The organism is Rubinisphaera margarita (assembly GCF_022267515.1).
In the GTDB taxonomy this organism is placed as follows: domain Bacteria; phylum Planctomycetota; class Planctomycetia; order Planctomycetales; family Planctomycetaceae; genus Rubinisphaera; species Rubinisphaera margarita.
This window is the reverse complement of record NZ_JAKFGB010000012.1, coordinates 572356-590978: the sequence shown is the minus strand read 5'-3', so window position 1 is coordinate 590978 and position 18623 is coordinate 572356. Positions and strand designations below refer to the sequence as shown.

Annotated in this window: 16 protein-coding genes; 8 read left to right on the top strand and 8 right to left on the bottom strand. The window is 57.1% G+C overall.

Annotated elements, in window-relative coordinates:
• Nucleotides 1-38 precede the first annotated feature (38 nt).
• Both L1A08_RS10800 and L1A08_RS10795 read right to left on the bottom strand, forming a co-directional pair.
• Entirely contained in the window at nt 39-944 is a 906-nt protein-coding gene (locus L1A08_RS10800) for a DUF58 domain-containing protein (protein WP_238756405.1), read from the bottom strand.
• The gene (locus L1A08_RS10795) at nt 910-1956 is read right to left on the bottom strand and encodes an AAA family ATPase (RefSeq protein WP_238756404.1); all 1047 of its coding nucleotides are present in this window, start codon (nt 1954-1956) and stop codon (nt 910-912) included. Before L1A08_RS10795 ends, L1A08_RS10800 begins: the two co-directional genes overlap by 35 nt.
• A gap of 324 nt (nt 1957-2280) precedes the next feature.
• Here L1A08_RS10795 and L1A08_RS10790 point away from each other — a divergent pair, with 324 nt between their 5' ends.
• From L1A08_RS10790 to L1A08_RS10775, 4 genes are all read left to right on the top strand, one after another.
• Nucleotides 2281-3009 carry a DUF480 domain-containing protein gene (locus L1A08_RS10790; protein ID WP_238756403.1) on the top strand — a complete coding sequence of 243 codons (729 nt, stop codon included), beginning with the start codon at nt 2281-2283 and terminating at the stop codon, nt 3007-3009.
• A gap of 230 nt (nt 3010-3239) precedes the next feature.
• Entirely contained in the window at nt 3240-3614 is a 375-nt protein-coding gene (hpf, locus tag L1A08_RS10785; RefSeq protein WP_238756402.1) for a ribosome hibernation-promoting factor, HPF/YfiA family, read from the top strand.
• Between the two features lie 216 nt (nt 3615-3830).
• Complete coding sequence (locus tag L1A08_RS10780) at nt 3831-4301, top strand: PTS sugar transporter subunit IIA (protein ID WP_238756401.1); 471 nt, start codon at nt 3831-3833, stop codon at nt 4299-4301.
• 424 nt (nt 4302-4725) lie between these two features.
• Entirely contained in the window at nt 4726-5046 is a 321-nt protein-coding gene (locus L1A08_RS10775; RefSeq protein ID WP_315860580.1) for an HPr family phosphocarrier protein, read from the top strand.
• A gap of 94 nt (nt 5047-5140) precedes the next feature.
• On the opposite strand, the gene L1A08_RS10770 is transcribed toward L1A08_RS10775, so the two are convergent.
• The gene (locus L1A08_RS10770; RefSeq protein ID WP_238756399.1) at nt 5141-6541 is read right to left on the bottom strand and encodes an FAD-binding oxidoreductase; all 1401 of its coding nucleotides are present in this window, start codon (nt 6539-6541) and stop codon (nt 5141-5143) included.
• A gap of 458 nt (nt 6542-6999) precedes the next feature.
• Here L1A08_RS10770 and L1A08_RS10765 point away from each other — a divergent pair, with 458 nt between their 5' ends.
• The 3 genes from L1A08_RS10765 to L1A08_RS10755 are packed head-to-tail and all read left to right on the top strand — an operon-like array spanning nt 7000 to nt 9161.
• A complete protein-coding gene (locus tag L1A08_RS10765; protein ID WP_238756398.1) occupies nt 7000-7776 on the top strand; it encodes an enoyl-CoA hydratase in 777 nt (258 codons plus the stop codon).
• A 19-nt stretch (nt 7777-7795) separates the two neighbouring features.
• A complete protein-coding gene (locus L1A08_RS10760) occupies nt 7796-8701 on the top strand; it encodes a phosphate acyltransferase (protein ID WP_238756397.1) in 906 nt (301 codons plus the stop codon).
• Between the two features lie 31 nt (nt 8702-8732).
• A complete protein-coding gene (locus L1A08_RS10755) occupies nt 8733-9161 on the top strand; it encodes an HIT domain-containing protein (RefSeq protein ID WP_238756396.1) in 429 nt (142 codons plus the stop codon).
• Here the strand turns inward: L1A08_RS10755 and L1A08_RS10750 are convergent.
• The 4 genes from L1A08_RS10750 to L1A08_RS10735 all read right to left on the bottom strand — a co-directional run bounded on the left by L1A08_RS10750 (nt 9158) and on the right by L1A08_RS10735 (nt 16476).
• Nucleotides 9158-11656 carry a hypothetical protein gene (locus L1A08_RS10750; protein WP_238756395.1) on the bottom strand — a complete coding sequence of 833 codons (2499 nt, stop codon included), beginning with the start codon at nt 11654-11656 and terminating at the stop codon, nt 9158-9160. The two genes, L1A08_RS10755 and L1A08_RS10750, sit on opposite strands and share 4 nt — an antisense overlap.
• Complete coding sequence (locus L1A08_RS10745; RefSeq protein ID WP_238756394.1) at nt 11646-15179, bottom strand: outer membrane protein assembly factor BamB family protein; 3534 nt, start codon at nt 15177-15179, stop codon at nt 11646-11648. Before L1A08_RS10745 ends, L1A08_RS10750 begins: the two co-directional genes overlap by 11 nt.
• 76 nt (nt 15180-15255) lie before the next feature.
• Complete coding sequence (locus L1A08_RS10740; RefSeq protein ID WP_238756393.1) at nt 15256-15972, bottom strand: biopolymer transporter ExbD; 717 nt, start codon at nt 15970-15972, stop codon at nt 15256-15258.
• 45 nt (nt 15973-16017) lie between these two features.
• A complete protein-coding gene (locus tag L1A08_RS10735; protein ID WP_261362818.1) occupies nt 16018-16476 on the bottom strand; it encodes an ExbD/TolR family protein in 459 nt (152 codons plus the stop codon).
• Between the two features lie 197 nt (nt 16477-16673).
• Here L1A08_RS10735 and L1A08_RS10730 point away from each other — a divergent pair, with 197 nt between their 5' ends.
• Complete coding sequence (locus L1A08_RS10730) at nt 16674-17282, top strand: superoxide dismutase (RefSeq protein WP_238756391.1); 609 nt, start codon at nt 16674-16676, stop codon at nt 17280-17282.
• A 263-nt stretch (nt 17283-17545) separates the two neighbouring features.
• On the opposite strand, the gene L1A08_RS10725 is transcribed toward L1A08_RS10730, so the two are convergent.
• Nucleotides 17546-18550 carry a ribose-phosphate diphosphokinase gene (locus tag L1A08_RS10725; protein ID WP_238756390.1) on the bottom strand — a complete coding sequence of 335 codons (1005 nt, stop codon included), beginning with the start codon at nt 18548-18550 and terminating at the stop codon, nt 17546-17548.
• Nucleotides 18551-18623 lie beyond the last annotated feature (73 nt).

Here is an 18623-nt window from a genome sequence, read left to right as displayed (position 1 = left end):
CCACTGCTGTTCCTGATCCACTCCGGTTGAATCCAGATCTAGTTCTTTCGCATACCGACACGGTGCTTGAGATAATGAGCCAAAATCGCATCGAGGTGCTCGGTGGTCACAATCGAACGATAGTCGACAACATGGCCGGCACAGAACCGCCGAATCTCGGCCAGAAACTCTTCCATCGCCTTGAGATAATCGGCTCGCAAACCGCGGGGATCGCAGATCAGTTCTCCCGCGTTCTCCATCCCCTCGAACTTTGTCGTGCCGTTGAAATCGAAATCGACTTCCTGCGGATCGAGAATGTGAAAGAGCATTACATCGTGCCCCCGCAGTCGCAGCAGCTTGAGTCCTTTAAACAGTTCCTGGCGATCACAGAACAGATCGGAAATCAAAACCACCAGTCCGCGACGCACCCGCTGTTCGGCGGTCCGTCGGAGCATCGGATAGATGCCGGTCTTCTGCGACTGTGGTTCGGCCATGACCAGCGTGCGAATCACGTCGTGCAGATGATTCTTTTTGCTACGAAACGGAAGCATGTCCCGGATGCCGTCATCGAATGTCGTCAGACCGACCGCGTCCTGTTGTTTGATCAGGAGATAAGTGAGCGCGGAAGCTAACTGACAGGCGTAATCAAGCTTGGAAACCCCATGCGACGAGTACGTCATCGACTCACTGACATCGACCAGCAGAGTTGTCCGCTGGTTGGTCTCTTCTTCGAACTGCTTGATGTAGAACTTGTCGGTCTTGGACCAGACCTTCCAGTCGATTTTGCGGATGTCGTCCCCGGTCACGTACTCGCGGTGCTGGACGAATTCGATCGACTGGCCGAAATAGGGACTTCGGTGCAATCCATTGAGGAATCCTTCCACCACATTGCGTGCCTGAATCTCAAGTCGCGAGATCCGACTGACCGCCTCAGGCGGCAAATATCTTTTTGAGTCTTGGATCACGACTCAGTTCCCCTTCCTTCGAAGGCGTTTCCTGAAGCAGGCGATCGATCACATCGTCGGTCGTGATGCCTTCACTTTCGGCGGTGAAGTTGGTCACGATGCGATGCCGCAGTACCGGGCGAGCGAGAGCGGCGATGTCTTCGGTCGACACGTGGGCACGCCCATAAAGCAGGGCCCGCGTTTTGGCTCCCAGGATCAGGTATTGCACCGCGCGAGGACCTGCTCCCCAGCTGAGCCATTCCTTCACGAAGTCCGGAGCGATGTCTCCACGAATACGAGTCTGACGCACCAGGGCCAGAGCGTATTCCACGACATGATCGGAAATCGGAACCTGCTTGACGACCCGCTGCAGTTCGATGATCTCATCGGCGTCGAGCACCTGCTTAAGCATCGACTCCTGAATCCCGGTCGTTGCCTTTGCGATCGCCTTTTCTTCAGCGAACGTCGGATAGTCGACAAAGACCTTGAACATGAACCGGTCCTGCTGCGCTTCGGGCAGGGGATAGGTTCCTTCCTGTTCGATCGGGTTCTGCGTGGCCATTACGAAGAAAGGATCGGCCAGCAGATGCTGGTTCTGCCCGACAGACACGTGCCGTTCCTGCATGGCTTCGAGCAGAGCGGCCTGGGTTTTGGGAGGAGTCCGGTTGATTTCGTCGGCCAGCACCATGTTGTGGAACAGGGGGCCGTGAAGGAAGCGGAACTCGCGTTTTCCGGTTTCGCGATTCTCCTGCAACACTTCGGTTCCGGTGATATCGGCTGGCATCAGGTCGGGTGTAAATTGAATCCGACTGAAGCCCAGCGACAGACAGCGGGCCAGGGTGCTGATCATCAGCGTTTTCGCCAGTCCCGGAACGCCTTCGAGCAAGACGTGGCCTCGGCTGAACAGAGCAATGACGAGCTGTTCAATGACCTCCTGCTGACCCACGATCACGAGCTCCATCTGCTCCTTGATACTTTGGTAGGCCTCGCTCAGACGTTCGATCGATCCCTCGGGCAGTTCGCTTTCACTCATTCTCTGCATTTCTCACTCAAGAGGCTGAAGCCGATCCCTGCAGTCGCAGTGACTGTTCCGACGATTCTGGCTCACGCCCGTTTCGTCCAGTCGTTTCAATCACTGCTCGCGGATAATCCTAGTCTTCTTACCCAGCTTCCGGAAAGAGTCAGCCCCGATTTTTCTGAGGGCGGGGCTCCAGGGAGTTACCGATCCCGCTTCTTTTCGGGACTCGGCAGCGACCCATTTCACGGTTCCTGTTTTTCCCACCATGGGTTACAAACGACACCAACGTGTGCCGACAAGCACCACGGACCAGACACCAACGCAACGGAGGAGCAGGTCATGCAGATTCAGGACGACGAACGAGAGATCGAGTTCCTTGGCTCTCTGAATAAAAAGGAACGCCGCGTACTCGGTGTTCTTATTGAAAAATCATTAACGACACCAGAGTATTACCCACTCACGTTGAAGGCGCTTGCCAGTGGATGCAACCAGAAGAGCAATCGCGAGCCTGTCACGAACTACGATGAATTCGAGCTCGAAGAAGTCCTGGATGGACTGCGGCAGCGCGGCCTGATCGCCGCCGTCCAGACCGCTGGCGGACGCACCGAGCGGTTCCGGCATCTGCTCCGCGAAGCGACCACATGGAATGCTGGCCAGCTGGCCATCATGGCGGAACTTCTGCTTCGCGGGCGTCAGCAACTTGGTGAACTCCGCAGTCGAGCCAGCCGGATGACCGCCATCGAATCGCTCGACGAACTCCGTGAAGAGCTGGGCCTGCTGATGCAGGACGGATACGTCGCTTCCTCCGGCGATCTGGGTCGAAGAGGCGTCGAGGTCAACCATGCCCTGTACACAGATGGAGAAAAACAGCGGGGCGAGATGCAGTTCAGCGATCTCCCTGAAGAGTCCGCATCGGCCTCTTCGAAACCTGCCCGTCCCCAGAGCAGTCCCGCGCAGCCGCAGACGTCCGGCGGGCAGGAACTCCGAGAAGAACTCGCCGAACTCAAGGAGATCATCTCTCGTCTTGAGGATCGGATCACGGCCATCGAGACGCAACTGGGCATCTGAATCGGCCCTCGTTTCAGGCGGAACAACAGGAGTTCATCCTGAAGCGATTCTGTAGATTGCCAACATTCATCGTTTGACGGATGGGAGTCCCGGCTTACAATCGGAGCCAGCGGGACGCACGAAATTTGAATGACAATCCGGCTTCGACCGGAGGATCCTGAGTGGTCGGACGTGACATTCCTTCCGGGCGTTCAGCGAGATTTGAATTATTCACCTTTGGAGTAGTTGCAGTGCAAATTGAAATCGCGTGTCGACACGGCAGTATCGGAGAACCGGTTCGGGACTACATTCACGAGAAAGCTGAAAAGCTCCTGACCTTCTTTGAGCGTGTCACGCAGATTCAGGTAACGTTCGACTTCAATGGGAACCGTGTCAAAGTCGAAATCCTCGTCGACGCCGAACACAAGCACGACTTTGTCGCTCACTACGAAGGCGAAGATGCGCAGATCTCGTTCGATCAGGCGCTGCACAAGATCGAACACCAGATCAAGCGATACAAAGAGCAGGTTCAGGACCATCGCCGCGACAAGTCGCTCGGCGAGCTGGCAGAAGCCATTTCGCTCGAAGCTGAAAACAAAGAGGGCGAGCCAGAACAGCCCGAATAGTTAAGTCCTGCGGTCGAGACGACTCGATCCCGCCAGGATAAATGCCCTTGCTGGCAAAGCCGACTTCGGTCCCAGCCGGCGAGACGAACCAGGTGAAACCGGAAGAAGGTGGAGACCAATTGGCGGAGTTGCTCTGCATCCGTTTCCACCTGTTGATTTTTACTACATTGAACATACCATCCTTCCATGCCTTACCCTTCCGCGGAGCATAAAGAAATGAAGTTCTCAGAGATTGTTGTCAAAGATTCGGTCATCACGGATCTGCAGGTCAATTCCAAAGAGGATGCGATCCGTAAACTGGTGGGCGGGCTCCGCGCAACCGGTCAGATCTCCAGCGACAACGAAGAGAGCATCGTCGGCGCGATCCTGAAGCGTGAAGAGCTGGGATCGACCGGTATCGGCAAAGGAATTGCTGTTCCTCATACGAAACACCCGTCCGTTGATGAACTTGTGGCCACGATCGCCATCGCGCCAGAAGGTGTCGATTTTGCCAGCCTCGATGGCGAAGATGTCTACATTCTGTTCATGCTGATTTCGCCACCAGACCGTCCGGGCGACCATTTGCGGGCCCTGGAAACAATTTCTCGCCATCTGCGAAACGAGAATTTCTGCAGCTTTCTTCGTCAATCCAAGACTCAGGAGCAAGTTCTCGAGCTGCTTCGAGAAGCCGACGAGAACGAACTTTAATTTCCCAGCGAGCCGGACGCATAATCGGCACGCCACTTGCAATAGGCAGTTGAGGGAAATTTCTGAAGAATCAGACGAATTGACGACGATTCGTATCGCCGATCTCATAAGCACATGCTTATAATTTGGTTTCATCGATGGGTTCCCATCGAACCAGCACAGGTTGCAGCCTCGTAGGAAGCACAAAGGCTGGCACGTAAACCATCTCTTGACCAGCGGTTGTATTCTCTTCGTTTCCCAACTGTATTTAGCAATCCGCCCGCGCTGCACACTCTCCAGGCATTTTTGCGAAGCGAGTGTGTTATTCCCGAACCTGTACACACGGATGGAAATTCCAGGTTGTCTGACGTTCTGAATAGAAACAGCGTTACCTTTTGGTCTACGGTGTGTCCTCTCAGAGCCAGACTCTCTTCAAGCAGGAGTTATGAAATTGGTGGAGCCAAAGCAAATTACCATGGGAGAAAGTCCCCTCTGCAGGGCAGAAGTTACTGTCAATCTTGAACATGGACTGCATCTGGTCCCGTGTTCCAAGATTGCCGAACTCGCACGCAGATACGACTGTGAGATCCGAATTCTCAAGCATGAGCAAGTAGTTGACGCCAAGGCTGTATTCGACCTGATGACACTTCGTGCCGATCAGGGAACCTCGCTTGTCGTCGAGGCGGAAGGTTACTCCGCAGACGAAGCGATCGAACAGCTCGTCGAGCTCTTTGAGAATGACTTCTACGTCGACCGCTCTCGCTAAGTCGATCTTTGTCGCCTGACGTATTGCGAGACACGAAGTCTCTTGTACGCTCGCGGTAGCGACTCTTCGATATCGATTCTCCGGCTGCCGTCATTCAGGATGATCGCTCGGCAGCCAGGACGGGAATCAGCTTTCCTCGACCGGTGATCGATCCAGCGTTGAATACGCTGCGGATTTCTCGGAAGACTTCCAGATCGGTGCTCGAAAACATCCGATCCATGAAGTCGATTTTCTCAATTCCGATTCCGTGTTCTCCCGTCACTGTCCCGCCGAAGTCGAGACATCTCTGCAGGATCTCTTCACTCGCATCCAGAACTCGTTGTACCTGCTCAGGATAACGTTCATCGAACAGGATGATCGGGTGGATGTTTCCGTCCCCGGCGTGGAAGACGTTGAAGATCGTTAAGTTGTACTTCGCTGCCACGTCGAGCACGTAGTTAAGCAGTTCCGGCAGCCGCGTTCTTGGAACTACGCCGTCCTGCGTGCAGAAGCTCGTACTTAACAGTCCGATCGCTCCGAACGCCTGCTTGCGACATTTCCAGAGCGCAAGACGTTCTTCCGATGTTTCCGCCCTGCGGATCTCCCGGCACGCTCCCGCGGCACAGATCGCATCAATTCGGGCAATCTCTTCGATCGTCGCGGAATCGGGTCCATCCACTTCAATGATCAGAACTGCTCCGGCATCCGTCGGCAACCCGTGTTTGTACCGATCCTCGATCGCCCGCAGCATGCCCTGATCCATCAGTTCAAGGGCGGCCGGAATGACACCCGCTCCGATAATCTCGCTTACGACAGTGACCGCATCTTCCAGCTGGTCGAAGATCGCCAGTCGGGTCTGCCAGGACTGCGGATTGCGTTCCAGTCGAACGGTCGCTCGGGTGCAGAAGCCAAACGTCCCCTCGCTTCCTGTGAACAGGCCCGAAAGATCCCAGCCGGTGTCGAAGCCTTGCGGTCCGCCGAATTCAACGATTCGGCCGTCAGGCAGGACAACTTCAATTCCAAGCACATGATTGGACGTCACGCCGTACTTAAGCGTATGTGGTCCGCCGGCATTGGTCGCGATATTCCCGCCGATCGTCGATGCACCCGCGCTCGAGGGATCGGGGGCAAAATGCAATCCGGTTCCGACCAGATCTTGGTTGAGACGCCCATTCACGACTCCTGCATCGACAACGGCATAGCGGTCCAGCAGATTGACTTCGTGGATCTGGTGCATTCGCGACAGACAGACGGTCACGCCCCCATCGATGGGCAGACATCCGCCCGCCAGACTTGTCCCCGCCCCTCGCGGTACCACGGGAATACGCTGTTCGTGAGCCAGCCGCATGATGGTGGAGAGTTCGGCCGTTGACTGCGGAAAGACCACCAGATCGGGGATTCGCTTCTCGACCAGATATCCGTCTGACTCGTAGACGAGCCTCTCGACCGGATCGTTGAGGATCTGGTCGGGTCGCAAGGTCTCGGCCAGCGCGGCTGAAAAGGCATCAAGGTTCATGGCGTTTCCGGGCAGAGCATCGATTCGTTCTCAATCGATAGCCTAACCGGTCGGCAGCGACTTCGCATCCATTGGAGAAGACGAGAAACCCTACGGGTGAGCAACACCCGAGTTCAGGGCACGCGAGTAGGTGCTACTATACCCTCCGGGCAGTTCGTAGCTGGGTGTCGCGCAGCCGGCAATGGAACCTGAAATCAGGAACAAAAGGGCAAGCAGCGACAGATGACGAAGGTTCATCAGCAGACTTGAGGACGAAGAGACTTAAAAAGCAGGCACACAGACTCTGCTTCAATCATCGGCGGAACATTCGTGCGACGTCCGGGTAAAATCTGCAAGAGCGCCCAAATCGGCTCAACTGCCCTCCGAGGTCTCGTCGCTTTCGCTCTTCGCGCAGCGAACTGGCCAGGCGTCGGCAGGCCAATTAGAATCGGGATTCCACGCCAGAATGAGGACACAAAATGACTGAACCGCTGCTGCTCAGGCAGGACGTTGACCAGACTGCCAAGCTTACTTTAAACCGGCCTGAACGCAGGAACGCACTTTCGCTGTCTCTGCTGCAGGAGCTGCTGACCGCGCTGACGGAACTCGAAAACGACTCGAAGATCCGCACGATCGTTATCGGAGCGAATGGTCCGGCATTCTGCGCCGGCCATGATCTGGGCGAGATGGTGGACCGGCCTGAAGACGAGTATCGGGACCTGTTTGAAACCTGCTCGCGGGTCATGCAGAAAATCCGTCAGGTCCCCCAACCTGTCATCGCCAAAGTTCGCGGCATGGCGACTGCGGCGGGATGCCAGCTCGTTGCCGCGTGCGACCTTGCAGTGGCGACGCAAGATGCCCGCTTCGCGACGCCCGGGGTGAAGATCGGCCTGTTCTGCACCACGCCCATGGTGCCGCTTGTCAGAGCAATTCCCGCTAAGGCGGCTATGGAAATGCTGCTGACTGGCGTTCCGATTTCAGCGGAGCGGGCCGTGGAACTCGGTCTGATCAATCGCGTCGTCGCCGAGAATGAACTCGATGAAACCGTTCAACAGTATTGCAACGCCATTGCCGCGACCAGTGCCATGACAGTTCGCGTCGGCAAGGAAGCGTTCTATCGTCAGCTGTCGATGCCGGAATCCGATGCATACAAGGACGCCGTCGACGTGATGACGACCAACGTGGTCGAAGCCGATGCCCAGGAGGGAATCTCGGCCTTCCTCGGAAAACGGGCGCCCCAGTGGACTCAGAAGTAGCAGACGAAAGCCAGAAAGAATGTCAGACCTTCCGTCCTTCGACACGCTCTATGAACAGGCCGAACAAAACTCAGCCCCCGTCGCGGTCGCCGCTGCCGGAGGGGCCGATGAGACCGTACTCGAAGCCATGAGCCAGGCAACCGAGCGAGGCTGGATTCACCCCATCCTCTGCGGCTCCGAAGTAGAGATCCGCCGTCTCGCCGACGCCAGAGAAATCTCGCTCGATTCGTTCACCCTGGTGGACTCTGAGGAGCCGGCCGTGGATGCGGTGCGCTGCGTCCAATCCGGGCAGGCTGCTCTGTTGATGAAAGGGCAGGTCGCCACACCAGATCTCATGCGGGCCGTTCTGAATCGTGAGACCGGCCTGCGAACCGAGAGAATCATCTGCCAGATGGTCCTGATGGAAATCCCCCGCGACGATAAGCGATTTCTGATGACCGATACAGGGATTACGATTCGCCCGTCGCTCGGGCAGAAACAGGATCTGCTCCGGCACATCGTGGAGACGGCTACCAGACTCGGGAGCGAGTCACCTCGCATCGCTCTCATGGCGGCAACCGAGAAACCCAACGAAGCGATGCCCGACACGCTCGATGCTGAACCGCTCATGACCTACGCCCGGCAGACCTGGGACGACCGCTGTGCCGTCTCCGGACCGCTTTCTTTCGATCTGGCGTATGCCACTCGGGCAGGAGCGAGAAAGAACATCGACGACCCGGTCGCAGGTCATGCCGATGGAATGCTGTTTCCCGATCTCCTCTCGGCTAACCTGACGGTGAAGGCGATCATGTACACAGCCGACTGTCGCTTCGGAGGGATTCTTTGCGGCACCAGTGCCCCCGTGGTCTTCATGTCCCGCGCGGACGACACCGTGACGCGGCTGAACTCACTGGCCTATGCGTTGCAGATTGTCCGTAACCACTGAAGCCGTTGAACTCTCGCGCACCAAGTGAATCATGCATATTCATCCTCAACTTCTGCAGGACTGCCACGCTCTGGGCCACTTTCAGGCGTGCCACCTGCTCCTGCATCGCAACGCGATCGTCCCCTGGTTCATTCTGGTCCCGGCAACGGACGCGATCGACCTTCTGGATCTTTCCGTCGATTTGCGGACGACTGTCCTTCAGGAATGCGAGTGCATTTCCCGCTATCTAAAGGATCAACTTGAGTACCCCAAGGTCAATTTCGCGGCCTTGGGGAACGTCGTTCCTCAGCTTCATATTCACGTGATCGGTCGCAAACCCGCGGACGCCTGCTGGCCGGCTCCGGTCTGGGGAAACCTGAAAGAAGCTGCGGAATACAAGCAGTCCGAACTTGATACGATGAGGCGTGTTCTCCAGCAGGAATTTGCCCTGCAGGTCAACTCGACCGCCGCTGACGATTAATACTCCGGAACAATCGGCTCAACGATCCATCGATCAAGCGTCTGAAACGTCTCCATCAGCGTGGAGGGAACCTGACGGACTTCGCGGCGAACGGTCATGAACCGACGCGACTCGTAGAGCGGCATGTACCAGGCATTGATCAACATCTGATCCTGTAACTGTCGAAGCATTGTGTTGACGGCGTTCCAGTTCCTGGCATTCTCAAGTCGAAGTAACGTCGTTCGCACATAAGACGGCAGGCTGGCCAGATGATCGACCGAGATGTGAGAGCGGGACGTCGCCAGCCTGGGCAGTTCGTGATCAGGAGCAGCCATGCAGAACTGCACCAGATCCACATCAACCGTGCCTTCCGGCAACCCGGTCAACCCCAGCGCCTCGGCTCCCGACGTCGAATCGACAACGATCTCCGTCTCGACTCCCAGCCGTTTCCATCGCTCCGCGATCTTCGCGGCCAGCTTCCGCATATCAGCCGAGGACGGGCACCCGAGTCGGATCTGCAAGGGCAGATTCGGATTTCGTCGCAGTAGAATCATCAACGCCCGCGCGGAGGTTTCATCAAAGGCCGGAATCAGCTGCGAAGGACTCCACGCATGCGAGCTGGATGGACAGATCGAATTTGAAATCTTCGTCAGCGACTGACCAGGACTGCCTTCCGGAACAACTTCCGCTAACAGGTCCTCGCGATTGAGCATCAGCATCAACGCCAGCCTGTACTCATGAAATCCATCCAGCCGTCCTCCGATACGGAATCGCAGCCCCACACTCTGAGGAACCTGATACTCCAGGACGCCGAAGCGCTGATCCTGCCCGATGCGGTCGACATACTCCAGCGGAGTTTCCGGCAACAGATGGACTTCGTCCCGCAACAGGGCTCGCAGCAATTCCTGTCGGTCGGGATAAATGTGGCGGTGAACCTCGGCGACATTCCGCAGCTGATTGCGCCGCGGCGGTTCGAACGCACGTTGATAGCACGATTCAAAATCTTCGAACGGCAGCGGCTGGTCGATCACGGAGTACCGGAAGTGACTGTCGAGCAACACGGGTGGCTTTTCGTCAGGTTGCCCATCCAGAATCGCAGCCAGCCGGGCGAGGGGGTGAGGCATTTGCGAAGCGAACTGAATCTCGATCTCGCTGGGAGACGCAACATGCACTTCGGTCAGGTTATTGGCGAACAATCCCCGCTGTTCGCTGCGGCGTTCCAGTGTGCTCCCGAGAAGCGACCTGGCGAAGTGATGACTATCGACGATCGGACGCGACTCGGACGGCTGTCGGTTCAGCATGAAGTGCAGGGTAATGCGTCGTCCCAGGTCATCCGGCTGCCAGGTCTCGATGAACCGTGACTGGTACAACGGATAACCTTCGGAGAGACGCTCGATTCCGATCCATTTGTGGGTCTGCAAACCGTCGAGCGCACGCTCTCCACCCGGCTCGTTCTCAACGACTCCAAAATCGAGGGTCTGATACTGCTCCTGAAGGATCTGAACGCGTCGGTTGATCTGAGCGGAGAACGGCCAGATTCGAGCCGCCTGCTGGGCCCGCAACGATGACTCCCGTCGCCTACCGGCTTTGGCATCCTCCTCCGCCGTCGCCAGGAGCGTCTCGGCATCCGCCGTCAGACGCTGCTTCCATTCGCCCGCCTGACGCTGTGCCGGAAACATCTTCACGGCCGCCGCGATGAAATAGCGCAATCGTCGATAGTCCCGTCGTGGATACGCTTCATTCCCGATGCCGTTCAAGACATCTCCGGTCAAAATCGGCAGTTGCGGATCGTCCGGGTCGGTTACGTAGCGGCGTTTGATCAATGAGAATGCCCGCTCCCACTGGGAGGTATTCAACTCACGTTGAACTTCAGCTCGGAGCAGAGCACGTTCGCGATCGATCAGTCCGGGCCAACGAATCCGTTTCAAACGCTCCTCTTCCCGTTGATCATTGACCACCTTCTCCCAGCGTCCCACGGCGCTGATCAGCCGGCGTGCATTCTCGATATCTCCGGCGAGCAGCAGCTTGTCGACCTTGAGCAGACAGAGATCTTCGTGGTACAGAATGCGATCCACATAGCGGACATGCAGCCGATAGTCGTCTTCGACGCCTTCTTCAGACACCGCCAGGTAGATGTAGAAATATCGCTTGTAGTCTTCGAGCCAGTCTGCGAGTTCGGGGTCGGCCGGCGGACGGTCGTCGAGAAGATCTTTTTGTTCCCGTTCCAGCCACTCGAGGTGGTCGGGACGAGGCCAGAGACCGGGTACACGAAGTACGCGTCCGCCAATCAACAGAATCCAGTCCTGTTTGGCTCCTTCGAGCAAGCTCTCCAGTTCCGGCAGCGGCAATTCAGAGAACAGAGGAAGTTCGTCTGCGTCTTCTGCTTCGACCTTCTCGGTCGACTCGACCGGTTCCGGTTCTTCGGCTCCCGGCTGAGCTGCGACAGGGGTCGAGAGGAACACGCTCGACAAAAGCAGAGCGAGAACAATGCACGGCTGGTATCGCTCAATTTGCACTGGCGGCCTCCTCTGTTGCTACAGCCCCTCCAGCGAACTGCGACAAAGGAAGCGACAACACGCTGCCAGACTCCAATCCCAGGGTCAACACGTCACTTCGCCGAACCGGTTCGCAGCAGACGGCGGACTGCAACTGAATGCGACCGAGTTCCTCGCCAGTCGCTGCGCTCACGATCAGAAGCGTTCCGTCGTGTTGCGACAGAAGCAATCGGTCCTGATCGAGAGAAAAGACGGGAATGGAGAGGGGAGAGGTTCCCAGCGAGAGTGACCAGGACGGCTGTCCGCCTCCGCCGCGGGGGTAAGCATCAATTCGCTTTCCTTCAATCTCGACCAGTGCGTAAGCTCCGGCAAGATGCGGCTTCGTCGTCGGCAACGCCCCCAGATCTGTTGTTCCAGATAGCGACAGTGAACCGATATCGATCCTCAGCAACTGGTGATCGGAGGTCGTCGCCAGCAGTTGTTCGCCATCCGGGGACCAGCCGACAACGGCATCGTCGAAACTGTAGTCGGACGTTTCCGCCAGATGCCGACGTGGTTCTTCTCGAACAGTCAGCTTGATCAGCCGCCGCCGGTCCTCGAGCACGAGAAACTCGTCGGCTGTGGCCGCGACCATTTCATAATCGGATCGTTGCTCCTGTTCGGCGACTTGAGGGAACCGCCAGGGATCGATCGCCACGCCGGCTTCGTTCAACGGCGTGGAATGAACCCCACTGGTGCCAGTCCAGAGCATTCGATCGCCTGCCAGAAGCGGCTCACGCTCGCAGGGTTCCGGGAGTGTGATACTCCGTGTCACCTGTCCTGTATGTCCGAGAAGCTTGCAGGCATTCCCACGAACAAACACCACATGCGGCTCGGATGAATCTCGTAAAGCATAGATCTGTCGACTTGAACCGTTCTGGGGGCCGCTCGAACCGGCGAAGATTGATTCCGTCGGCGTGACCATTGAGTATGGACCATTTGATGCACGGCCAACATCGAAGAGTCTTCCATTGAAATCAATGCAGAACGGAGCCTGCGAGGGATCTGGCCGAGGGACAACGGCTACGGGATCCATCGAGGTCGACAGCACCCAGTACGTTTCGTCCTGCAGGAAGTTGTAATGCAACAGAGTGGAGCCGATCCTGGGATCTTTGCGGCCCGCCGCGAATGAATTCCCCGCGAACGTCTGCAGACTCTGCGTACTTCGTCCCAGATCGACTGTCGACTTGGACTGATCGAAGGCACTGGTCAGCAGAGTCAGCGTCCGCAGGTCCTCACCGGCGACCAGCAGACGGTCCCCTTCGAAGGGCTTCAGGTACAGCCGCACATCAGCAGAGTAGGGGACGGAGGCATTGGTGATTCGCCGCAGAAACGGATCGGCCGGATTGTCCGAAAGCTGCCAGGCAGCAATCTGCGGCCCGTTCATTTCCACGAACAGCCGGTCTCCCCAAAGCACCGGATGACCGAGCGCGATCCCCGGCAGTCTCTGAGACTGGACGATCTCGAAGTTCCACTGCTTCTCACTCCACCGCAGAACACGAATTCGACTGGAGCGCAATTGGTCCTTCTCCGTGGTCAGCAGCACATCGGCGACGGTGAGCGGCCGAAGCGTCACCGTGCCCGGAGCATGACCGAGATACCGAACTTCGGAGCACTCCCACGTCTGTCGGTCGATGAAATACAGAACATCCTGAGTCCCCACGCAACAAAGAGACCGGCTGTCGAGAACGGTCACTGGAGCCGAAATCTGCTGCGGAAATTCCAGCGACCTGACGGTTTCTCCCGTCTCCAGCTGGATCGCGGTCATCCGCCGGTCATCGGTCGTCACGAAGACCGTATTCTCGGTGACCGTCGGCTCGGTCAGAACCCCGGCGGGGAATCGCCGCCGCCATTGCACTTCTCCGTCGGCTCGACGCACCAGAGCCACACCAAATCCGTCATCAACCGGAAGAAGCCAACAGGCGAAGCGAGTCTCGACTCCGATTGGTTCAAAAGCCAACGGTTCACCCGTCTCAATCCGCCATCTCGGTTGTCCCGTCATCCGGTCCACTGCGGTGCAGCCGCCGTCCGCCAGATACCAGACCGGAGTCTCGTCGGAAGTGACATCCGGTCTGTTTCGCTGGAGGTCGATCAGAAACACCTGCTGACCGGGTGTCGACGACTGATCGTCGACGACGGCAGGCTCCGAGGGCGCCTCGACCGTTTTCACATTCGTCTGCTCGATGCCGAGTGCCGAACGGACCCGCGTCACCAACTCGTTGCGTTCGGCGAACGAAGGATAACGGGCCACCGCTTCCCGGAAGACCTGGAATGTCGCGGGAGCATCCTTCTTCTTTAGTGCGGAATCGAGTCTGGCGAGACTCTCCTGAAGCACGTCGTACTCCAGTAAATCGGCCAGAGCGGTGCGACGAGCGGTCTCAATCTCGGCTTCATTATTGTCATTGGAGCCATCGGTCGCTTTGAACCGCACGAACAGCTGTCTGCCCTGATCCCCCAGTTCCAGAAACTGAGGATCATGCGTACGGCTCGCCTGACGATATCCATCCTGGGCAATCCGCATCGCATACGTCGACAACAGGGGATACCAGTCGCGGAAGTTTTCGTTATTGCGAAATTGATCGATGAAACTATTCGTGGCGGCAATCGCCCCTTCGAGACTTGCTCCCGCTCCGGAAAGCTGCCGGTCGATTCGAGAAAACGCAAGTTCAACCCGGGCCTCTTTCGCCAACTTGTGAGACGGGTAGTCCGAGAGAAACTGTTCGTACTTGGCAATCGCCTGGGCGTACTTCCGTTGCTCGCGATCATCTTTCGCGTCCTGATACGCCAGTTGAGCCGTCTGCCGTCCGATGAGCAGATAGAAACCTCCGGCTGCGATCACCAGAATGAAGCCGACGATCGTCAGTGTCGTGGTGAGCGGAGAGCGTACAGCGTCCCGTTCGCCAGGCCGCCGCGAGCGGGTCAGCCAGGCTTTCACCGACTCGTCTTCCATCTGCCGATCAGGACGGGCGAGCTTTACGGCTGCGAGCGACTTTGCCGAGGTTTTTCTGGCGACCTTCTCTGGTTTGACATCCGGAGTTCCTTCAGCCGCTTCCGGTTCCATGCCCGGAGCATCGGAGGGCTGCGTTTCCTCGCCTTCTGAAGCAGACGGAGTCCCCTCCGGTCCGACAGTCTCCTCCTGCACAACCGCAGAAGTCTTATCGATCTCATCGAGATCATCCTCAGCCTCGTCCATCGGAACGATGTCGACACTCTCATCAACATCAAAGTAGACGGCTTTGAAACGACCGTACGTGATTTCGTCTTTGTCCTTGAGAATCTTGGATCGGATAGCCTTGCCGCCGATCAGAAGATCCTCTTCCGACGCAGCGGAGACTTCAAAGCGTCGAGCTTTCTTGTTCCACAACACGCGAGCCAGCAAGAGCGGCACGCTTTCGTCGTCCACCACGACTGTGTTGGAAGTATGTCGCCCGATCGTCACCGGCTCTTTGCGGGCCAGCTTCTGTTGACGGGTCGTGTCATCGAGATGAATTTCCAGATAAGCCATCGCGTCCGCATCTACTCCGGTTGGTTCCACTCATCTGGCGTCGTTCGTCCCGTTCCTGCAGTCGTCCAGGCCAGGGTCATTGTTCCGGCATGACTCCCCAGCGGATTCGCTGCATTCCGACTTCCTGAGCGGCGTCGATTGCCGCAACGATCGCTTCATGATGCGATCGCTCGTCGACTTTGATAATGACTTCGCTCTTGGAATCCCGTGTTCTCACTTCGGCCAGAAGCTGCGGCAAATCTCGGGGATCCTCAACAACTTCTGACTCGATAAAGTAACGGTTTGCGGCGTCGATTTCGACAAGGATCGACTGATCCTCGAGCTCTTCGAGCGGCATGACCGTCTGCGAGGCTCCTTGTTGATCGGGATCGGGAACGGGCACTTCGATCGATTTCTCGATCGAGAATGAAGCCGTCACCATGAAGAAAATGAGCAGCAGGAACGTCACATCGACCATCGGCGTGAGGTCCATCTCATCCAGATCGCTCTGAATTCTGCGAAGCACGAAACCAGGTTCGTCATCTTCATTGTCATCCGCTTCAACGACCCGGCGCTCGGCTTGTGCTTCAGGAGACGATGTCCTTTTCTGAGTCGGTTCCGGCGCGGGTTCGAGTCCAATCCCGGACGGTTCTTCATCGACGAATACCGCGGGCGGATCCTTGCGCTTCGCACTCTGCAATTCCGGAACGTGGGTTTCCTCGCCGCATTTCGGGCATTGTGTGAGCTGCCCGGCTTTTTTCCGGGTGATGCTCATCAACTGCTGACAATGTTCGCAGCGGAAACGAATCGGCATAAATAAACCGGCGTCAAACGAGGTGGATGCGACAGGGGTCAATTCTCAGGGAGATGGCGACGAAGGATTCTGTTCACTGACGGCATAGTGAAAACGCACTTCGCCAAGCGCCTGCAGCCGTTGCGTAAGTTGTTTGATATATCCTGACGGAATCGTTCCCGACGCCTTCACGATAATACCTGACTTACCCAGGTCGACCTGTTGCCGCACGTGCTGAGTGATCTCATCCAGGGTCATCTCGGGCGCAGGGGGCTCCCCAGCCATCAGGAGAGGAATACCGTCCTGATCAATAACGGAAACAATCACGTTTTCGGAACGACTGACGCCAACTCCGTGATGCGCAACCGGCAAATCGATCGCCGGCGTCGACTGCATCGTGGAGGTGACCATGAAGAAAATCAACAGAAGAAAGGTGACGTCGATCATGGGAGTGATGTCGAGGTCTGCTTCCTGCGAAGAGCGTCGCTTCGCGGAAGTTGTACCACTCAGAAAGCCGCCCTTCATGTGCTCACGTTCCGGTAATGGACTTTGTGACAGGGAACAGGCTCATCGCCCTTGTGCGGTTAAACCAGAAACCTACAATCGAAGAGAGGTCGACGGAATTGTCGGCCGGAAGAGAAGAACGATCGCAACAAAGATGGTCTGCCGCTGAGCAAGTCATTCTATATTGCCACCAGGAACCTGTCGAGAAAGGACAACACATGGCTTACTCCCTCCCGGATCTCCCGTACGCATACGATGCCCTCGAACCGCATATCGATGCCCGCACGATGGAGATCCATCACACCAAACACCACCAGGCCTATATCAACAAAGTCAACGACGCCCTCGAAGGACATCCCGAGCTGGCATCGAAGTCGATCGAAGAACTGATGCGGGACCTGAATTCGGTTCCGGAGAACATTCGCACCGTGGTCCGTAACAACGGTGGCGGGCACGCCAACCACTCGCTGTTCTGGACCATCATGAGTCCGAACGGCGGCGGCTCGCCTTCTGGCGAACTGGCATCGGCCATCGACAGCAAGTTCGGCTCGTTCGATAACTTCAAGACTGAATTCGCCAACGCAGCCGCGACCCGCTTCGGAAGTGGCTGGGCCTGGCTCTGTGTCAAAGGCAGCGATATTCACATCGAAAGCACGCCGAATCAGGACACGCCGCTGTCCGAAGGACATACGCCGGTCCTCGGTCTCGACGTCTGGGAACATGCCTACTATCTGAACTACCAGAACAAGCGCCCGGACTACATCTCTGCATTCTGGAACGTTGTCGACTGGGATGCCGTCGCCAAGCGCTTCGAAGCTGCGAAGTAGTCATCACTCCACGCAAGTGGAATGAGAAATCGGAAAAGGCTGGGACGGCGAAATGCTGTGTCAGCCTTTTTTGCTGCTTCAGACATAATTATGAAGGCCGTCCCTAACGGACGGTCCGCCCACGCTCGTATCCAGAGGCGTCTCAGAGTTGATTCCGTCGCCTAGAGCGGATCGCTCTACCGTATGTCCGCGAATGAGCGTTGAATCGCCTGAAACGCTGCATCTTTCGCGGACCGAACGGTCACACCAAAAAGTAAACTGCTCTAGGTCTTCGGACCTTCCGGGAACAGCATGCTCACACTGGTCCGATCGTGTACCGACCGGATCGCCGCGGCAAAGACGTCAGCGACGGTCACCACGTGCAGCTTCGGGCAGGCATCAACCGGCAGCGGTTCAATCGTGTCGGTCGAGAACAGCTTCGTGATCGGGCTGGCCATAATCTTCGGCACGGCTGCCAGGGTCAGGGCAGCGTGAGAGACAGCCGCGTAGATCTCGTTAGCGCCCCGATCTTTCAGCAGTTCGGCCATCGAAATCAGTGTGCCGCCGGAGATTGTGAAGTCATCGACGATGACGACGTTTTTGTCTTTGACGTCTCCGATAATTTCCAGGACTTCCGCGTTCTCCGTATGGTCCGCGCGTTCCTTGTTGCCGATGACGACCGGCACACCAAGCAACCGGGCGAACGCCGAAGCTCCTTTCGCGAAGCCGACGTCGGGACTGCAGATCACGAGATTGGGAATTCCCAGCGAGCCAATGTGATTGGCCAGCACGTATCGACCGTAAAGATGGTCGACCGGGATGTGGAAGAATCCCTGAATCTGTGGACTGTGCAGATCCATCATGAGACAACGATCGGCTCCGGCCTGTTCGATCGCATCGGCACAGACGCGGGCTCGAATCGAAACCCGTGGCTCGTCCTTCTTATCTCCCTTGGCATAACTGAAGTACGGAACGACAGCCGTCACATTCTGCGCACTGGCGCGTTTCAGAGCATCGATCCAGAACAACAACTCCATGAAGTTGTCGTTCACCGGATGATGCACCCCCTGAATGATGTAGCAGTCACGCCCCCGAACGTTCTCCAGCGCACGGACGAAAACATTCCCATCGCTGAACATGTGGGTTTCAGCCGGTGTGAGTGAGATCCCCAGCCGGGAAGCAATGGATCGTGCCAGCTGCTGATTCGCTGAACCGGCGAGTACGGCCAGATCCCCCTGAGGCGCCTGAAATGGCATGGCCCGGGGCCCGGTGAACTCGTGATATGACATCACGCCTGATTCCTATCAACTCAAAGAAGTAACTTCGTCCCCACAGGACGTCTGGCGGCCATGATACATGGGA

Bases quoted from the DNA above. Each gene is read 5' to 3' on its own strand.
- L1A08_RS10790 (WP_238756403.1), top strand. From the start codon at position 2,281: ATGCAGATTCAGGACGACGAACGAGAGATCGAGTTCCTTGGCTCTCTG.
- L1A08_RS10745 (WP_238756394.1), bottom strand. From the start codon at position 15,179: ATGGCTTATCTGGAAATTCATCTCGATGACACGACCCGTCAACAGAAG.
- L1A08_RS10755 (WP_238756396.1), top strand. From the start codon at position 8,733: ATGCATATTCATCCTCAACTTCTGCAGGACTGCCACGCTCTGGGCCAC.
- L1A08_RS10765 (WP_238756398.1), top strand. From the start codon at position 7,000: ATGACTGAACCGCTGCTGCTCAGGCAGGACGTTGACCAGACTGCCAAG.
- L1A08_RS10775 (WP_315860580.1), top strand. From the start codon at position 4,726: ATGAAATTGGTGGAGCCAAAGCAAATTACCATGGGAGAAAGTCCCCTC.
- L1A08_RS10760 (WP_238756397.1), top strand. From the start codon at position 7,796: ATGTCAGACCTTCCGTCCTTCGACACGCTCTATGAACAGGCCGAACAA.
- L1A08_RS10730 (WP_238756391.1), top strand. From the start codon at position 16,674: ATGGCTTACTCCCTCCCGGATCTCCCGTACGCATACGATGCCCTCGAA.
- L1A08_RS10780 (WP_238756401.1), top strand. From the start codon at position 3,831: ATGAAGTTCTCAGAGATTGTTGTCAAAGATTCGGTCATCACGGATCTG.
- L1A08_RS10795 (WP_238756404.1), bottom strand. From the start codon at position 1,956: ATGAGTGAAAGCGAACTGCCCGAGGGATCGATCGAACGTCTGAGCGAG.
- L1A08_RS10735 (WP_261362818.1), bottom strand. From the start codon at position 16,476: ATGAAGGGCGGCTTTCTGAGTGGTACAACTTCCGCGAAGCGACGCTCT.
- L1A08_RS10770 (WP_238756399.1), bottom strand. From the start codon at position 6,541: ATGAACCTTGATGCCTTTTCAGCCGCGCTGGCCGAGACCTTGCGACCC.
- L1A08_RS10725 (WP_238756390.1), bottom strand. From the start codon at position 18,550: ATGTCATATCACGAGTTCACCGGGCCCCGGGCCATGCCATTTCAGGCG.
- L1A08_RS10740 (WP_238756393.1), bottom strand. From the start codon at position 15,972: ATGCCGATTCGTTTCCGCTGCGAACATTGTCAGCAGTTGATGAGCATC.